The organism is Geodermatophilus sp. SYSU D00814 (assembly GCF_054050055.1).
Map to the genome: position 1 here is coordinate 60,797 of NZ_JBJGYP010000009.1, position 15,321 is coordinate 76,117.

The 15,321-nt window shown below is 75.8% G+C and carries 15 protein-coding genes; 12 read left to right on the forward strand and 3 right to left on the reverse strand.

Translation table 11 applies throughout. The features are described from left to right. Positions 1-68 precede the first annotated feature (68 nt). The 6 genes from ACI780_RS08815 to pstB all read left to right on the forward strand — a co-directional run bounded on the left by ACI780_RS08815 (position 69) and on the right by pstB (position 6,099). The gene (locus ACI780_RS08815) at positions 69-848 is read left to right on the forward strand and encodes a winged helix-turn-helix domain-containing protein (protein WP_457002246.1); all 780 of its coding nucleotides are present in this window, start codon (positions 69-71) and stop codon (positions 846-848) included. Then, the gene (mshD, locus tag ACI780_RS08820) at positions 845-1,789 is read left to right on the forward strand and encodes a mycothiol synthase (RefSeq protein WP_457002400.1); all 945 of its coding nucleotides are present in this window, start codon (positions 845-847) and stop codon (positions 1,787-1,789) included. The genes ACI780_RS08815 and mshD overlap by 4 nt, the downstream gene beginning before the upstream one ends. A 245-nt stretch (positions 1,790-2,034) precedes the next feature. After that, positions 2,035-3,159, forward strand: a complete 1,125-nt coding sequence (gene pstS, locus ACI780_RS08825; protein WP_456869350.1) for a phosphate ABC transporter substrate-binding protein PstS — start codon at positions 2,035-2,037, stop codon at positions 3,157-3,159. A gap of 101 nt (positions 3,160-3,260) precedes the next feature. Next, positions 3,261-4,214: a phosphate ABC transporter permease subunit PstC gene (gene pstC / locus ACI780_RS08830; protein WP_457002248.1), complete on the forward strand. Its 954-nt coding sequence runs from the start codon at positions 3,261-3,263 to the stop codon at positions 4,212-4,214. Continuing rightward, the gene (gene pstA, locus ACI780_RS08835) at positions 4,214-5,293 is read left to right on the forward strand and encodes a phosphate ABC transporter permease PstA (RefSeq protein WP_456869352.1); all 1,080 of its coding nucleotides are present in this window, start codon (positions 4,214-4,216) and stop codon (positions 5,291-5,293) included. Before pstC ends, pstA begins: the two co-directional genes overlap by 1 nt. A 26-nt stretch (positions 5,294-5,319) precedes the next feature. Then, positions 5,320-6,099 (forward strand): phosphate ABC transporter ATP-binding protein PstB, encoded by a 780-nt coding sequence (gene pstB, locus ACI780_RS08840; protein ID WP_457002250.1) that lies wholly within the window; start codon positions 5,320-5,322, stop codon positions 6,097-6,099. Positions 6,100-6,217: 118 nt separating this feature from the next. Here the strand turns inward: pstB and ACI780_RS08845 are convergent, their stop codons facing one another. Continuing rightward, a complete protein-coding gene (locus ACI780_RS08845) occupies positions 6,218-8,095 on the reverse strand; it encodes a LytR C-terminal domain-containing protein (RefSeq protein ID WP_457002252.1) in 1,878 nt (625 codons plus the stop codon). A 484-nt stretch (positions 8,096-8,579) separates the two neighbouring features. Between ACI780_RS08845 and ACI780_RS08850 the strand changes: the two genes are divergently transcribed. Further along, positions 8,580-9,647 carry a hypothetical protein gene (locus tag ACI780_RS08850; protein WP_457002254.1) on the forward strand — a complete coding sequence of 356 codons (1,068 nt, stop codon included), beginning with the start codon at positions 8,580-8,582 and terminating at the stop codon, positions 9,645-9,647. 25 nt (positions 9,648-9,672) lie between these two features. Here the strand turns inward: ACI780_RS08850 and ACI780_RS08855 are convergent, their stop codons facing one another. Together ACI780_RS08855 and ACI780_RS08860 are read right to left on the reverse strand one after the other, a co-directional pair. Then, a complete protein-coding gene (locus ACI780_RS08855; protein WP_457002256.1) occupies positions 9,673-10,104 on the reverse strand; it encodes a DUF2795 domain-containing protein in 432 nt (143 codons plus the stop codon). Between the two features lie 25 nt (positions 10,105-10,129). Further along, complete coding sequence (locus ACI780_RS08860; protein WP_456869357.1) at positions 10,130-10,339, reverse strand: DUF2945 domain-containing protein; 210 nt, start codon at positions 10,337-10,339, stop codon at positions 10,130-10,132. Positions 10,340-10,671: 332 nt separating this feature from the next. Here ACI780_RS08860 and ACI780_RS08865 point away from each other — a divergent pair, with 332 nt between their 5' ends. From ACI780_RS08865 to ACI780_RS08885, 5 genes are all read left to right on the forward strand, one after another. Next, positions 10,672-11,448, forward strand: a complete 777-nt coding sequence (locus ACI780_RS08865; protein ID WP_457002259.1) for a siderophore-interacting protein — start codon at positions 10,672-10,674, stop codon at positions 11,446-11,448. Positions 11,449-11,561: 113 nt separating this feature from the next. Further along, positions 11,562-12,290, forward strand: coding sequence for a response regulator transcription factor (locus ACI780_RS08870; protein WP_089401992.1), 729 nt, complete (start codon positions 11,562-11,564; stop codon positions 12,288-12,290). Next, entirely contained in the window at positions 12,287-13,876 is a 1,590-nt protein-coding gene (locus tag ACI780_RS08875; protein WP_457002261.1) for a sensor histidine kinase, read from the forward strand. The genes ACI780_RS08870 and ACI780_RS08875 overlap by 4 nt, the downstream gene beginning before the upstream one ends. Continuing rightward, the gene (locus ACI780_RS08880; RefSeq protein WP_457002263.1) at positions 13,866-14,585 is read left to right on the forward strand and encodes a PaaI family thioesterase; all 720 of its coding nucleotides are present in this window, start codon (positions 13,866-13,868) and stop codon (positions 14,583-14,585) included. Before ACI780_RS08875 ends, ACI780_RS08880 begins: the two co-directional genes overlap by 11 nt. Continuing rightward, a complete protein-coding gene (locus ACI780_RS08885; RefSeq protein ID WP_457002265.1) occupies positions 14,582-15,307 on the forward strand; it encodes an inositol monophosphatase family protein in 726 nt (241 codons plus the stop codon). The genes ACI780_RS08880 and ACI780_RS08885 overlap by 4 nt, the downstream gene beginning before the upstream one ends. Positions 15,308-15,321 lie beyond the last annotated feature (14 nt).

The window sequence follows — 15,321 nt, forward strand, 5'->3', positions numbered from 1 at the left end:
CCGCGCGCCTCGGTTATCCTGCGCACTCGGTCCGACAGCGCCGTCGACACCCTCCCCGAGGAGACGACATGCGACTCGTGCTCATGACGGCGGCGCGCCAGGCGACCACCGAGGTGCTGCCCGCCCTGGGGCTGCTCGGCCACCAGGTGCGCGTGGTGGCGCCGGAGCTGTCCAGCCTGCTCGACGGCGACTCCGGTGACGTCGTGCTCGTCGACGCCCGCCACGACCTGGTCCGCGCCCGCGCGCTGTGCGGGCTGCTGTCCTCCACCGGCGTGGCCTCCGCGCTGGTCGCCGTCCTCTCCGAGGGCGGGCTGGTCGCGCTGTCGGCCGACTGGGGCGTCGACGACGTCCTGCTCGACACCGCGGGCCCCGCCGAGGTCGACGCCCGGCTCCGGTGGGCGACCGCCCGCCGGCTGGCCGCGGCCACCCCGGTCGACGGCCCCGACGGCGGCGTGACCCAGGCCGGCGAGCTGGTCATCGACGAGCACAGCTACTCCGCCAGGCTGCGCGGCCGGCCGCTGGACCTCACCTACAAGGAGTTCGAGCTCCTCAAGTACCTCGCCCAGCACCCGGGCCGGGTGTTCTCCCGCGCCCAGCTGCTGCAGGAGATCTGGGGCTACGACTACTTCGGCGGCACCCGCACCGTCGACGTCCACGTCCGGCGGCTGCGCGCCAAGCTCGGCACCGAGCACGAGGCGCTGATCGGCACCGTCCGCAACGTGGGCTACAAGCTCGACCAGCAGGTCGCCGACGCCACCGCCGCCGCGGCGCGCGCCTCGGCCGAGCCCGCCGAGCCCCTCGCCGAGCCCCTCGCCGAGGGCTCCCGCCGCACCGCCCCCCTGCGCTGAGCACCGCCGCCGTCCGCGACACCGAGCGGCTCGCCCCCGCCGAGACCGCGGCGGTCCTCGCGCTGCTGCGGGCCGCGGCCGCCGCCGACGGCGTCCGCCCGCTGTCGGAGGAGGCCGAGCTCCGGCTGCAGCACGGCGGCCCGGCCGGTGGCCGGGACGTGCTGGCCACCGGCGCCGACGGCGCCCCCGTCGGCTACGCCCGCCTCGAGCTGGGGGGACCGGACGGCGAGGGCGACGCCGAGGCCGAGGTCGTCGTCGCCCCCGTCGCCCGCCGCCGGGGTACCGGGCGGGCGCTGCTGGCCCGGCTCGAGGAGCTCGCCGGGGACCGGCCGCTGCGGGTGTGGGCGCACGGCGACCTGCCCGCCGCGACCGCGCTGGCCACCGGCCGTGGCTACACCCGCGCGCGGGTGCTGCTGCAGATGCGCCGGCCGCTCACCGACGCCGACTCGGACCCGCGCCCGGCGCTGCCCGACGGCGTCGACGTCACCGCCTTCCGCCCCGGCCGCGACGAGCAGGCGTGGCTGCACGTCAACGCCCGGGCCTTCGCCACCCACCCCGAGCAGGGCTCCTGGACGGCCGATGACCTGCGGCTGCGCGAGGCCGAGCCCTGGTTCGACCCGGCGGGCTTCCTCCTGGCCTGGCGGGGCGACCGCGACGCGGGCGGCACGCTGCTCGGCTCGCACTGGACCAAGGTGCACCCGCCCGGCGACGCCGGCCCCGACCCGGTCGGCGAGGTCTACGTGCTCGGCATCGACCCGGACGCCCAGGGCCTGGGCCTCGGCCGCGCGCTGACCGACCTGGGGCTGGCCCACCTGCGCGGCCTCGGGCTGGAGCAGGTGCTGCTGTACGTGGAGGAGGACAACGTCCCCGCGGTCGCGCTCTACGAGCGCACCGGCTTCACGCGGCACGCCGTCGACGTCTCCTGGCGGCGCGTCCCCTGAGCCGCTGGCCGGTGGGCAACCGGCCCTTCCTCCCGCACCGGACGTGCCCGGCGCCACCCGAACCGCACGCGTTCACCTCCCGGACGTGGCGTCGCCCTCACCCGGTCGGGAAAGGCTCGGGCGGCGTTCACCGGCCGTTCACCGATCCACCCGGGACCGGCCACCTCGGCTGCCTACCGTCGCTGCCCGTCGGGTCCTCCCGTGCCCGGCGACCGGTCCGGTCCCCCCTTGCGAAAGGCACCGAGTTGAAGCTCAGCAGCAGGTCGCGCGCCGCCGTCCTCTCGACGACGCTGGCCGGCACTCTCGCGCTCGCCGCGTGCGGCGCGGCCAACGAGTCCGAGGGCGCGTCGGGCGGCAGTGGCGGCGGCAGCAGCGACTCCAGCGCCGCCGAGCTCAGCGGTGACCTCGTCGGCGCCGGCGCCAGCAGCCAGCAGGCGGCCATGGAGGCCTGGCAGGCCGGCTTCGAGGGCGAGCACCCCGGGGTGCAGTTCAGCTACGACCCGGTCGGCTCCGGCGGTGGCCGCGAGCAGTTCATCGCCGGGTCCACCGACTTCGCCGGCTCCGACGCCGCCCTCGACGACGAGGAGCTGGCCGGCGCGCAGGAGCGCTGCGGCGGCGGTGAGGTCTTCGAGCTGCCCAACTACATCTCGCCGATCGCGGTGGTCTTCAACCTCGAGGGCGTCGACGAGCTGGACCTCTCGCCGGCCACGATCGCGCGCATCTTCGCCGGCCAGATCACCACCTGGAACGACCCGGCCATCGCGCAGGAGAACCCCGACGTCCAGCTGCCGGACACGGCGATCACCCCGGTGCACCGCGGCGACGACTCCGGCACGACCGACAACTTCACCGACTACCTGTTCCAGACCGCCGGTGACGTGTGGACCTCCGAGCCCGACGGCGTGTGGCCGCTGCCCGGCGGCGAGGCGGCCAACGGCACCTCCGGCGTGGTCGAGGTCGTGACCAGCACCGCCGGCGCGGTCACCTACGCCGACGCCAGCCGCGCCGGCGAGCTCGGTGTCGTCAACGTCGGCGTCGGCAGCGAGTTCGTCGCCCCGTCCGCCGAGGCCGCCGCCGCCGTGGTCGAGAACTCCCCGGCCGTCGAGGGCCGCGGCGAGTACGACTTCGCCATCGAGGTCAACCGGCAGACCGAGGGGTCCGGCGAGTACCCGATCGTCCTGGTCAGCTACCACATCGGGTGCGTCCGGTACGACGACCAGTCGACCGCCGACAACGTGCAGGCCTTCATGTCCTACGTGATCAGCGAGGACGGCCAGCAGACCGCGGCGGAGAACGCCGGCAACGCCCCGATCTCCGACACACTGCGTGAGCAGGCGCAGACCGCGGTCGACGCGATCAACGCCGGCTGACCGGAGCACTCCCCGGTGGCCCGGGGCGTCGGTGACGCCCCGGGCCACCGCCCCGCCCGGAGACGGGCTCCCCCGCACTCCCGATCGACCCCGGAGCAACGGTGACCGCCACGAAGGCCCCCGCCCCATCCCCGTCGCCGCAGCGCGCCGTCCGCCGGCTGGGTGACCGCGTCTTCGCCGGCAGCGCCAAGGGCTCGGGCGTCTTCATCCTGCTCGTGCTCGCCGGCGTGGCCGCCTTCCTCATCAGCGAGGCGATCCCGGCGCTCACGGCCCCGGCGGAGTCGATCCCCGGCGGGGAGGGCCTGACCGGCTACGTCGCCCCGCTGATCGTCGGGACCCTGCTCGGCGCCGTCCTCGCGCTGCTGGTCGCCACACCGCTGGCGGTGGGCATCGCGCTCTACGTCACCTACTACGCGCCGCGGCGGATCGCCGCCACCATGGGTTACGTCATCGACCTGCTGGCGGCGATCCCGAGCGTCGTCTACGGGTTCTGGGGGCTCGCGGTCCTCGCGCCCGCCCTCGTCCCCTTCCACCGGTGGGCCGCCGACGACCTGGGCTGGCTGCCGTTCTTCGCCGGACCCGCCTCGGCCAGCGGCCGCACGATGCTCACCGTGGGCCTGGTGCTGGCCGTCATGATCCTGCCGATCATCTCGGCCATCGCCCGCGAGGTGTTCAGCCAGGCGCCGGCGCTGCACCGCGAGGCCGCCCTCGCCCTCGGCGCGACCCGCTGGGAGATGATCAAGATGGCCGTGCTGCCCTACGGCCGGTCCGGTGTCATCGCCGGCGCGATGCTCGGCCTGGGCCGCGCCCTCGGCGAGACGATGGCGGTCGCCATCGTGCTGTCGGGCGGCGCCGGCGCCACGCTGAACCTGATCGGCAGCTCCAACCCGTCGACGATCGCGTCGAACATCGCCCTGCGGTTCCCCGAAGCGACCGGCATCGACGTCAACACGCTGGTCGCCAGCGGCCTCGTGCTGTTCGTGATCACGCTCGCGGTCAACATGCTCGCCCGCTGGATCGTCAACCGGCGCGCCGACTTCTCCGGAGCCAACTGATGAGCACCGAGACCCAGTCCCCCGTCCGGGTCACCGGTGAGCCCGGGGCGCCCATCCGCGCGCGGCGCCGGCTGCCCCGCTCCGCGCCCCTGGGCCTCTACGCCGCCGGGGTCGCGCTCGGCGCCGCCCTGTCGGCCCTCACCGGCTTCAGCGTCGCCCTGACCGTCGTCTACGGCGCGGTCCTCGGCACGGTGGCCGTCTACGCCGGGTCCCGGGCCGTCGAGGGCACCCGCAAGGCCACCGACCGGCTGGTCACCGCCCTGGTCACCACCGCGTTCGCCATCGCGATGATCCCGCTGGTGTCGCTGGTCTACACCGTTCTCGAGAAGGGGCTGGCGCGGTTCGACGCCACCTTCTTCACCAACTCGATGTACCGGGTGGTCGGCGAGGGTGGCGGCGCCTACCACGCCATCCTCGGCACGCTGATCATCACCGGGCTGACCGCCGTCATCTCGGTGCCGATCGGGCTGCTGACGGCCGTCTACCTCGTCGAGTACGGCCGGGGCCGGCTCGCGCGGGCCATCACGTTCTTCGTCGACGTCATGACCGGCATCCCGTCGATCGTGGCCGGCCTGTTCGCCTTCGCCCTGTTCACGCTGCTGTTCGGCAACGACGTCCGGCTGGGCGTCATGGGCGCGGTCGCCCTGTCGGTGCTGATGATCCCGGTCGTCGTCCGCTCGTGCGAGGAGGTCCTCAAGCTCGTCCCCAACGAGCTGCGGGAGGCGAGCTACGCCCTCGGCGTCCCCAAGTGGCGGACGGTCGTGAAGGTGGTCCTGCCGACCGCCGTCGCGGGGCTGGGCACCGGCATCACGCTGGCCGTCGCCCGGGTCGTGGGCGAGACCGCGCCGCTGCTGGTGACGGTGGGTCTGGTCACCTCGACCAACCTCAACCCGTTCGACGGGCGCATGGCGACGCTGCCGGTGTTCGCCTACTACCAGCTGACCCAGCCCGGGACCGCCACCCAGGCCTTCCTGGACCGGGCCTGGACGGCGGCTCTCCTGCTCATCATCCTGGTCATGGCCCTCAACGTCGTGGCCCGCCTGATCAGCCGCTTCTTCGCCCCCAAGACCGGTCGCTGACCGGATCGATCCCGGAGGATCAACACGTGGCCAAGCGCATCGAGGTCTCCGACCTCAACATCTACTACGGCAACTTCCTCGCCGTGGAGGGTGTCAACGTCTCGATCGAGCCGCGCAGCATCACCGCACTGATCGGGCCCTCGGGCTGCGGCAAGTCCACCTTCCTGCGCTCGCTCAACCGGATGCACGAGGTCATCCCCGGCGCCCGTGTCGAGGGCAAGGTCGTCATGGACGGCCAGGACCTCTACAGCCCCGACGCCGACCCGGTCGACGTGCGCCGCCAGATCGGCATGGTCTTCCAGCGGCCCAACCCGTTCCCGACGATGTCGATCTACGACAACGTCATCGCGGGCAACCGGCTCAACAACCGGAAGATGAAGAAGCCCGAGAGCGACGAGCTCGTCGAGCGCTCGCTGCGCGGCGCCAACCTCTGGAACGAGGTCAAGGACCGCCTCGACCGGCCCGGCTCGAGCCTGTCCGGCGGTCAGCAGCAGCGGCTGTGCATCGCCCGCGCGATCGCCGTCGAGCCCGACGTGCTGCTCATGGACGAGCCGTGCTCCGCGCTGGACCCGATCTCCACGCTGGCCATCGAGGACCTCATGGCCGAGCTCAAGGACCGCTACACGATCGTGATCGTCACGCACAACATGCAGCAGGCGGCGCGGGTGAGCGAGTCCACCGGCTTCTTCAACCTCAACGGCGTGGGCCAGCCGGGCCGGCTCATCGAGTTCAACCCGACCGAGAAGATCTTCAGCAACCCCGACCAGAAGGCGACCGAGGACTACATCTCCGGTCGCTTCGGCTGAGCGAAGGACCCCCTCGCCCCCGGGCCGTCGCGAGTGCGCTCGCGGCGGCCCCGTCGTGTGTGCACACACCGCGCCCGGGACGCCCCGCGCACTGCGCTGTGTGCACAGGACGCGGGCGTCAGCTGCAGGAGGCGGGGCCCGTGGTGGTCGCCGGGTCGGCGGGCGGTGCCGTCGTCGCCGCGGCCTCCGCGGCCTCCGCGGCCGGGGCGGGCGCCGGGGCGACCACCTGGACGGGGACGACGCGGTCGTAGCCCGGGCCGATGACCAGCTGCACGGAGTCGCCGACGGCGTCGCTCTGCTGCAGCACCGCGCCGGGGACGGCGGCGGCCACCGTGCGCGCCGGCTCCAGTGCCGCCGGGCCGTGACGGACCACGGTCTCGTTCACCGTGCCGGTCTCGTTGCCCACCTGGCCGACGGTGAAGCCCTGCTGGCGCAACTGGTCGGCGACGGTGGAGGCGAGCCCGCGGGTGGCGGTGCCGTTGAGGACGTCGACGGTCACCGCGGCCGGCTCGACGGTGGGACCCTGCGGGCCGGGGGTCTCGGCCGGCGGCTCGGGCGCGGGCGCCGGCGTGGGCTCGGGGGCCGCGGCGGTGGCGGCGGCGATCGCCGGAGCGGCGAGCTCCTCGGGCACCCGGCTGTCCTCGATGACGCTGTCGAACAGCGAGCGGACACCGGGACCGTCGAGCACGACGTACGCCTGCTCGCTGCCCGCGGGGACGTGGCCCACCTGGGCGACCGGCAGGCCGGCGCGCTGCACGGCGTCGGCGTCGAGACCGCCCAGCGCCGTGGCCAGGGTGCGCAGGTCGCCCAGCGTCGTCTGCTCGTCGACGGTGAGGGCGTCGGCGGCCCGGGTGAGGAACCGGGTCAGCTCGACGGTGTCGGCCAGCGTGCCGGCGCTCACGGCCGCGCGCAGCGTCGCCGTCAGCAGCAGCTGGGTGCGCTCGGCCGCGGCGGCGCCGGTGACGTCGGACCCGGCGTCACCGGGGGTCAGGTAGCGGGTCGCGGTGTCCCCGGTCAGCCGCGAGGAGCCGGCCGGCAGCGGCCCGGCGGAGGCGGCGTCGGCCGGGCCGACGGCGGGCAGGCACACGCTCACCCCGCCGACGGCGTCGACCAGGGCCGGCAGCCGGCCGAGGTCGACGGCGAGGTAGTGGTCGACGCGCAGGCCCGACACCTGCTGGACGGCGCGGACCAGGCACGCCGGCCCGCCGTCGAGCAGCGCGGTGGCGAAGGCCTCGGTGACCGGCTCGCGGACGGTGCCGTCGCCGGTCCGGCACGCGGGGGTGTCGACCAGGGCGGTCGGCGGCACGCTGACGAGGACGGCGCTGTCCCCGCCGGCCGAGGCGTGCACGAGCAGGGTGGTCACCGACGCCGGCCCCTCGGTGCCGGGCAGGCCGGTGCCGACGACGAGGTAGGTGGTCGACCCCTCCTGCAGCTGCGGGGCGATCACCTCGGGCCCGTCGGGGGTCAGCGCGGCGACGCGGGCGATGCCCTGGTCGACGTAAACGTAGAGGCCTAGGTGGTAGGTCAGCGCGAGGCCGACGACCGCGGCCAGCGCCAGGCCCGCGCGGACCAGCCGGCGACGGAACGGGCTGCGCGGCGGCCGGGGTGCCGCGCCGCGGCGGGTGCTGCCGGCGCCGGACACCGCCGGGGCGTCCAGGCCCGGGATCGGCGGGACGGGCGCGGAGCGGTGCACACCACCGGGCAGCGGCGGCACGGGACCCGAGCGGTGCACGGCACCGGGCAGCGGCGGCACCGGGCCCGAGCGGTGCACACCGCTCGGCAGCGGCGGTACGGGTCCCGAGCGGTGCACGGCACCGGGCAGCGGCGGCACCGGGCCCGAGCGGTGGACCGCGCCGGGCAGCGGCGGCACCGGCTGGGACGGCTGCACGCCGTCGCCGGCCGGAGGCAGGGGCGGCACCGGCTGGGACCGCTGGACCCCGGCGGGGGCGGCGGGGACCGGCGGCAGGCCGCGGCGGGGGCCCGGGGTGTCGTCCACGGCGGGGCGGAGGTCGGGCTGCGGGACCGGTTGCGAGGCCGATTGCGCGGCGGGCGGGGGCACCGGCGGCTTCGGTCCGCGGTGCGGCGGCAGGGACTGGCCGGGCTCGAGTGGGATCGGCACCTCGCCGGTGCGGCGGGCCGCGCGCCGGCCCGTGGCGCTGCCGGACCGCGCGAGGAGCTGCTCGACCGTGATCGGTCCGGACGCGTCGGGCCCGCTGCTCCCGGCCCGGTCGTCCCGCCCCCGCTCGTCGCCCACCGGTGTCGACATCCCATCGTCGTCGTCCGTGTCACGTCGCCCGCGCGACGGCGGCCGATCATTGCGCCCCGTGCTCGCGCCAGCACTCCACGATACGGCCCACGGACTCCTGCGGGAGCCGACGCGCGGGAGGACCGCGGGCCGGATCCCCCCGGCGCGCACCCGGGCGGGTGGCGCCTCACGCCGCGGCAGGGCGGCGCGACCTGCGCGGACGTAGCGTCGGCGCGTGCGGCTGCCCTCGATCCCCGGTCCGTCCGACGTCCTCTCCGCCGTCGAGAGCCTGCGCGACGGCGTCGGCGAGGCGCTGGCCCTGCTGCCGCGGGTGACCGCGGCGGTGGGCCGCCTGGAGGGCCTGCTCGACCGCGTCGACCGGGCCGTCGGCCGCGTCGAGGACCTCGCCGAGCACGCCGACCGCGCCATCGCGGCCGTGGGCGCCACCCGGGAGCGGGCCGACGCCGAGATCGCGGCCGTGGACGCCACGCGGCGACGGGCGGACGCGGAGATCGCCGCCGTGGACGGGACGCGGCAGCGCGCCGACGGCGCGATCGATGCCGTCGGCGCCACCCGGCAGCGGGCGGACGACGCGATCACCGCGGTCGGCACCACCCAGCGCCGCGCCGACGAGGCCATCACCGCCGTGGAGAGCACGCAGAAGCGCGCGGACGACGCGATCACCGCCGTCGGCACCATCCAGCAGCGGGCCGACGACGCGATCACCGCGGTGGCCGGCACCCAGCAGCGAGCGGACGACGCGATCACCGCGGTGGCCGGCACCCAGCAGCGAGCCGACGACGCCATCACGACCGTGCGGCAGATCCAGCAGCGTGCCGACGACGCCATCTCCTCCGTGCGGCAGATCCAGCAACGCGCCGACGAGGCGGTGGAGGCAGCCCGCTCGACCACCGACCGCGCGGGCGACGCCGTCGAGCGGACCGAGGGCCTGGTCGGCCGGATCGACCCGCTGCTGGCCGGTTACGAGGAGCCGCTGGCCCGGCTGACGCCGGCGGTGCGCCGGCTGGCCGAGACGGTGGAGCCGCACGAGGTCGAGGCGCTGGTCGCGCTCGTCGACCGGCTGCCGACCCTCGTCGACTCGCTGGACCAGACGGTGATCCCCGTCCTGTCCTCGCTGGAGAGCGTCGGGACCGACGTGCACGACCTGGTCGACACCATGCAGGACCTGCGCCAGGTGGTGAAGGGCTTCCCCGGCTCGAAGCTGTTCCGCCGGCGCGGCGCCGAGGAGATCGCGGAGAACGAGGAGAACGACGAGGAGGCCCAGGAGCGGCTGAGCTCCTGAGCCTCCTCCTCGGCGGACCTGCCGGTCAGGTCTCGGTCGGGTACCCGAGCGCGCGGACGACGTCGCCGATGCGCTCGTAGCTCTCCCCCTCGGGCAGCCGCTGCAGCTCGATCACCACCACGTCGGGCGCCCGGTGGTCGAGCGCCGCCTCGACCAGGCCCGGCCCGTCGTTCGGGAAGTCGGCGCGCACGAGCCACCGCGCCAGCTCGGCGCGGGCGACCACGGCGTCCTCGGTCATGCCCACCGGGACCCCGCCGATCAGCGTCCCCTCGGGGTCGCCGTTCATGTCCGGCTCACCCTCGGCCACCGGCTCGACCTCGCGGAACTCCTCCGCGCGCGTCGCGTGGTTGCCCTTGAGCATCCCCTGGATCTCGTGCTCGATCTCCTCGTCGAGCCGCGGGTTGTGCTTGTTGCTGCGCGATGACGCCCCGGCGAAGCGGTCGTCGGTCTCGCTCACGGTGTCTCTCCTCTTCCGGTGCGGCTCACTTCTCGTGCAGGGCCGACGGCTTGTGCACCGCCGTCTTGCCGCTCTTGTCGCTCTCCACCTCGTACTGCGGGTCGTCGGCGCTGGCCTTCACCTTCCGGCCGCCGGCCTCGGTCTCCTCGGTGATCTTCTTCGTCACCGTGCCCTCGGTCGTGCTCCCGTGGCTGTTCCAGGTGACGTGGTCACCCTTCGTGAAGTCGTCGGCCATGTCCGTCCTCCGTCGGCGTCGGGTGGGTCCCTCCCCGGTGCCCCTCCCGTCCGGGGGGCACACATGGGCACCCGCACGCCCGCCGCGGATCCGGACCGGGATCCCGATCACCCCCCGGCGGAGGAGCGCCACCCGATCGGGCAGTGCCAACCGGCGTCCGATCACGTAGCGTTGCCGTCGACGGGGGCGTCCGGGTGAACCTGCTGCTGAGCGTCGAGCAGTGGTGACGCTCGGTGACATCCCTCCGTCCTCGATCGCCGGCCCGGTCGACCCCATTCCCCCGGGGTCGGCCGGGTCGGCCCCCACCGGCAGCCGGTGCCTACGCTCCCGTCGTGACTGCACCCGGGGACGCCCGCGCGGCCGACGTCCTCACCGTCGTCTCCGTCGCCGACCCCACGCCCTCGGTCCGCCGGGTCGTCCTCTCGGGCACCGCCGAGGCCGTGGCCGCCGCCGGGCCCACCGTCAACCTGCTGGTGCCACGCGTGGGCGACCCGGACCCCCGCTGGCCGGCCGTGGCGCGCGACGGGCGGGTCGTGTGGCCGGTCGGCGCCCACGGGGTGAGCCTGCGCAGCTACACCGCACGGCGGCAGGACCCGCGGCGCGGCGAGGTCGAGATCGACTTCGTCCTGCACGGCGACGGCCCCGCCGCCGCCTGGGCCGCCGCCGCGGCTCCGGGCGCGGTGCTGGGGGTGGCCGGCAGCGGCCCGCTCGGCGACCGGCCGGCCGGCACGCTGCTGCTGGCCGGGGACGAGACGGCGCTGCCGGCGATCAGCCGGATCCTCGCCGCGGCCGCTCCGGACGCCGTCGGCACCGCACTGCTCGAGGTGGCCGGGGCCGAGGAGGAGCAGCCGCTGGCCGCGCCGGCCGGCGTCGAGGTGCGCTGGCTGCACCGCGGCGGCACCCCGCCGGGGGAGGGCACGCTGCTGGCCGACGCCGTCGCCGCGCTCGGACGCCCCGCCGGGGACGACCTGTTCGCGTGGGTCGCCGCCGAGTCGGCCGCCGTCCGGGCGGTGCGCGGGGACCTGCGCGGCCGGTGGGGGCTGTCCCGGGCGCAGCACCACGCGATCGGCTACTGGCGGCGCGGCCGGGCCATGGCGCCGGCCGGCTGACGCAGGACGGACGACGTCCAGCGACCTCACAGGTACCCTCCAGGGCGGCCGCAGCAGCACCACGCACGGTGGGCACCATGACGACGGTGACCAGGCGTCCGACGGGAGATGTCGTGACGGGGACGCGCAGCGCTCGATCCTCGGCCCCGGAGGCGCGCCTCCTGGTGGTCGACGACGAGCCCAACATCCGCGAGCTGCTGTCGGCGAGCCTGCGCTACGCCGGGTTCGAGGTGGCCACGGCGTCCGACGGCCAGCAGGCGCTGGCGCTGGCCGCGTCGTTCCGTCCCGACCTGCTCGTCCTCGACGTGATGATGCCGGGGCTCGACGGCTTCGGGGTGGTGCGGCGGCTGCGCGAGAGCGGCCGGCACACCCCGGTGCTGTTCCTCACCGCCCGGGACGCGGCCGAGGACAAGGTCTCCGGCCTGACCCTCGGCGGTGACGACTACGTCACCAAACCCTTCAGCCTCGACGAGGTGCTCGCCCGCATCCGGGCGGTGCTGCGCCGCAGCACCGGCCAGCAGCGCGCCGCCGAGAGCCCCCGGCTGTCCTTCGCCGACATCGAGCTCGACGAGGAGTCGCACGAGGTCGTCAAGGCCGGCGAGGTGGTGAGCCTGTCGCCCACCGAGTTCAAGCTGCTGCGCTACCTGATGGCCAACGCCGGGCGGGTGCTGTCGAAGGCGCAGATCCTCGACCACGTGTGGAACTACGACTTCAACGGCGAGGCCAACGTCGTCGAGTCCTACATCTCCTACCTGCGGCGCAAGATCGACACGACCGAGCCCCGGCTGCTGCACACCATCCGCGGGGTCGGCTACACGCTGCGGCTGCCGCGCGGTTCGTGAGCCGACCCCCCGGCGCGACACCCTGGACCCGCGGCGGCCTCCGGCTGCCGCGGGTCCCGCTGCGCATCACGCTGGTGGTGCTGCTCCTGGCGCTGGTCACCCTCGCCCTGGTCGCCACCGGCCTGACGGCGACCTCGCTGCTCAAGCGCTACCTCGTCGACCAGCAGGACCAGGAGCTGCAGAGTGCGCTGCGCCAGGCGCGCGAGTCCGACGACGTCGTCGTCGCCTGCCTGCTCGGTGGGCAGCAGCGGCTGGTCACCTTCGGCAGCTACGTGGCCTGCGGGGTTCCCGGCGACGCGGAGCCGGTCGTCATCTACGGCCCGCTCGCCGACGGCGCCCTGCCCGACCTCGACGTCGCGCAGGTGATGGCGCTCGCCGACGCGGCCCACCACGCGCCGCGCGACAGCCCGGGCGGCCCGGCGGCGTACTCGGTCCGCTCGGTCGACGGGGACACCCTCTGGCGGGTCACCGCCGAGACGCTGCCCAACGGGCTGACCGTCGTCGTCGGCGGGGACCTCGACCGCGACGACCGGGTGATCGGCCGGCTGGTGACCATCGAGGTCGTCGTCGGCCTGGTGGTGCTGGCCGCCCTCGGCCTGGCCGGCTACTGGCTGGTGCGCAGCAGCCTGCGCCCGCTGGCCGCCGTGGAGCGGACCGCGCAGGCCATCGCCGCCGGCGACCTGTCGCAGCGGGTCCCCTCCGGGGACGGCCGCACCGAGGTGGGCCGGCTGCTGCAGGCCCTCAACGGCATGCTCGCCCGCATCGAGAGCGCCTTCCGCTCCCAGCAGGCCTCGGAGGAGCAGGCGCGCGCCTCCGAGGAGCGGATGCGCCGCTTCGTCGCCGACGCCAGCCACGAGCTGCGCACCCCGCTGACGTCGATCCGCGGCTTCGCCGAGCTCTACCGGCAGGGCGCCGCGGGCAGCCCCGAGGAGGTGGCGCGGCTGATGCAGCGGATCGAGAGCGAGGGCGCGCGGATGGGCCTGCTCGTCGAGGACCTGCTGCAGCTCGCCCGCCTGGACCAGCAGCGGCCGCTGTCGCTCACCCCGGTCGACCTCGCCGAGCTCGCCGGCGACGCCGTCCACGACGGCCGGGTGCTGCAGCCGGACCGGCCGCTGGCGCTGCACGTCGACGACGCGATGACCGAGGTGCCGGTGGTGCTCGGCGACGAGGCGCGGCTGCGCCAGGTGCTGGGCAACCTGGTGACCAACGCGCTGGCCCACACGCCGGAGACGGTGCCGGTGACCGTCTCGATCAGCGAGGACACCAGCGGTGGCGGGGACCGGGTGGTGCTGCGGGTCGCCGACGAGGGCCCGGGCATGGCGCCGGAGGACGCCGCGCGGGTGTTCGAGCGCTTCTACCGGGCCGACGCCTCCCGCAGCCGCGCCGCCGGCGGCACCGGCCTGGGGCTGTCCATCGTCGCGGCGCTGGTCGCCGCGCACGGCGGGGACGTCTCGCTGGACACCGCCCCCGGCCGGGGCGCGGTCTTCACCGTCCGGCTGCCCCGCTCGGGACCCGACCTCGGGACCGCCGGGGTCCCCGCCGAGGGCCCCGCGCCCGCGGACGTACCGTCCGCGGGTGACCACTGACGACGACGGCGCCCCCTACGACCTCGACCTGATGGCGGCCGTCACCGAGCTGGGCGACGCGCTGCGCGGCCTGGTGGAGGCCTCGGTGCGCACCACCGTCCCGGCCGCGGAGCTGCGCGCGGTCGCGGCCACGGCGCGCGCGGCCGGCGCCCGGCTGGCCGCCTCGACCCGGCCGGCCACCCAGTTGCCGGCGCTGGACGACCCGGTGCGGTTCCGCCGGGTCTACAACCCGGTCACCGGCGTCGGCAGCGCGCTGGCGCCCCCGCTGGTGCTGCGCGAGGAGCCCGGCGGTGTCGTCGGCGAGGTCTCCTTCGGCCTGACCCACGAGGGCCCGCCGGGCTACCTGCACGGCGGGATGAGCGGCCTGGTCATGGACCAGGTGCTCGGTGCGGCCACCATCCGCGCGGGCCTGTGGGGCATGACCGCGCGGCTCGAGCTCGACTACCGCCGTCCGGTCCCGCTGGGCACCCCGGTCGTGTGCCGCGGCCGGGTCACCGGGTCCGGCGGCCGCACGTCCGTCGTCACCGGCTCGATGGCGCTGGCCGCCGAGCCGGACCTGCCGCTGGTGGAGGCGCGGGCGGTGTTCGTGCTGCCCCGCGAGGAGCTGCGCGCCGCCTACTTCTCCGAGGTCACCGACGCCTCCGGCCGGCACGCCCCGCCGCAGCGGCCCACCGACGCGACCGCGCCCGCCCCGGGCGGCGACCGGTGAGGGACGTCGAGGTCGCCGCGGCCGCGGCGCGGGCGGCCGCCGGCGTGCTGGTGGGGCTGCGCGCCGGCGGGCTGACCGGCCGGGCGCTCGGCGACGCCGGGGACGCCGCGGCGCAGGAGGCGATCACCGCCGTGCTGGCGCGTCACCGGCCCGACGACGTCGTCTTCAGCGAGGAGGCCGCCGACGACCGCAGCCGCCTCGGGGCCGGGCGCGTCTGGATCGTCGACCCGCTCGACGGCACGCGCGAGTACGGCGAGACGGACCGATCCGACTTCGCCGTCCACGTGGCGCTGTGGGCGTCGGGTCGGCTGAGCGCGGCCGCCGTCGCGCTGCCCGCCGTCGACGAGGTGCTCCTCACCGACCCCGCTCCCCCGCCGCCCGCGGCGGCGCCCCGCCGGCCGCGGATCGCGGTCAGCCGGACGCGCCCGCCGGCGCAGGCCGCGGCCGCGGCGCGGGCGGTCGGCGGCGAGCTGGTGCCGCTGGGCTCGGCCGGGTGGAAGACGACGGCGGTGGTGCGCGGCGAGGTCGACGCCTACGTGCACGCCGGGGGCATGTACCAGTGGGACTCCGCCGCCCCGGTCGCCGTCGCGCAGGCCGCGGGGCTGACCGCCGTCCGGCTCGACGGGTCGCCGCTGCGCTACAACGAGCCCGACCCGTCGCTGCCCGACCTGCTGGTCTGCCGGCCGGAGCTGGCCGCCGACCTCCTGGCCGCGGTGGGCTGACCCGCGTGGCGGAC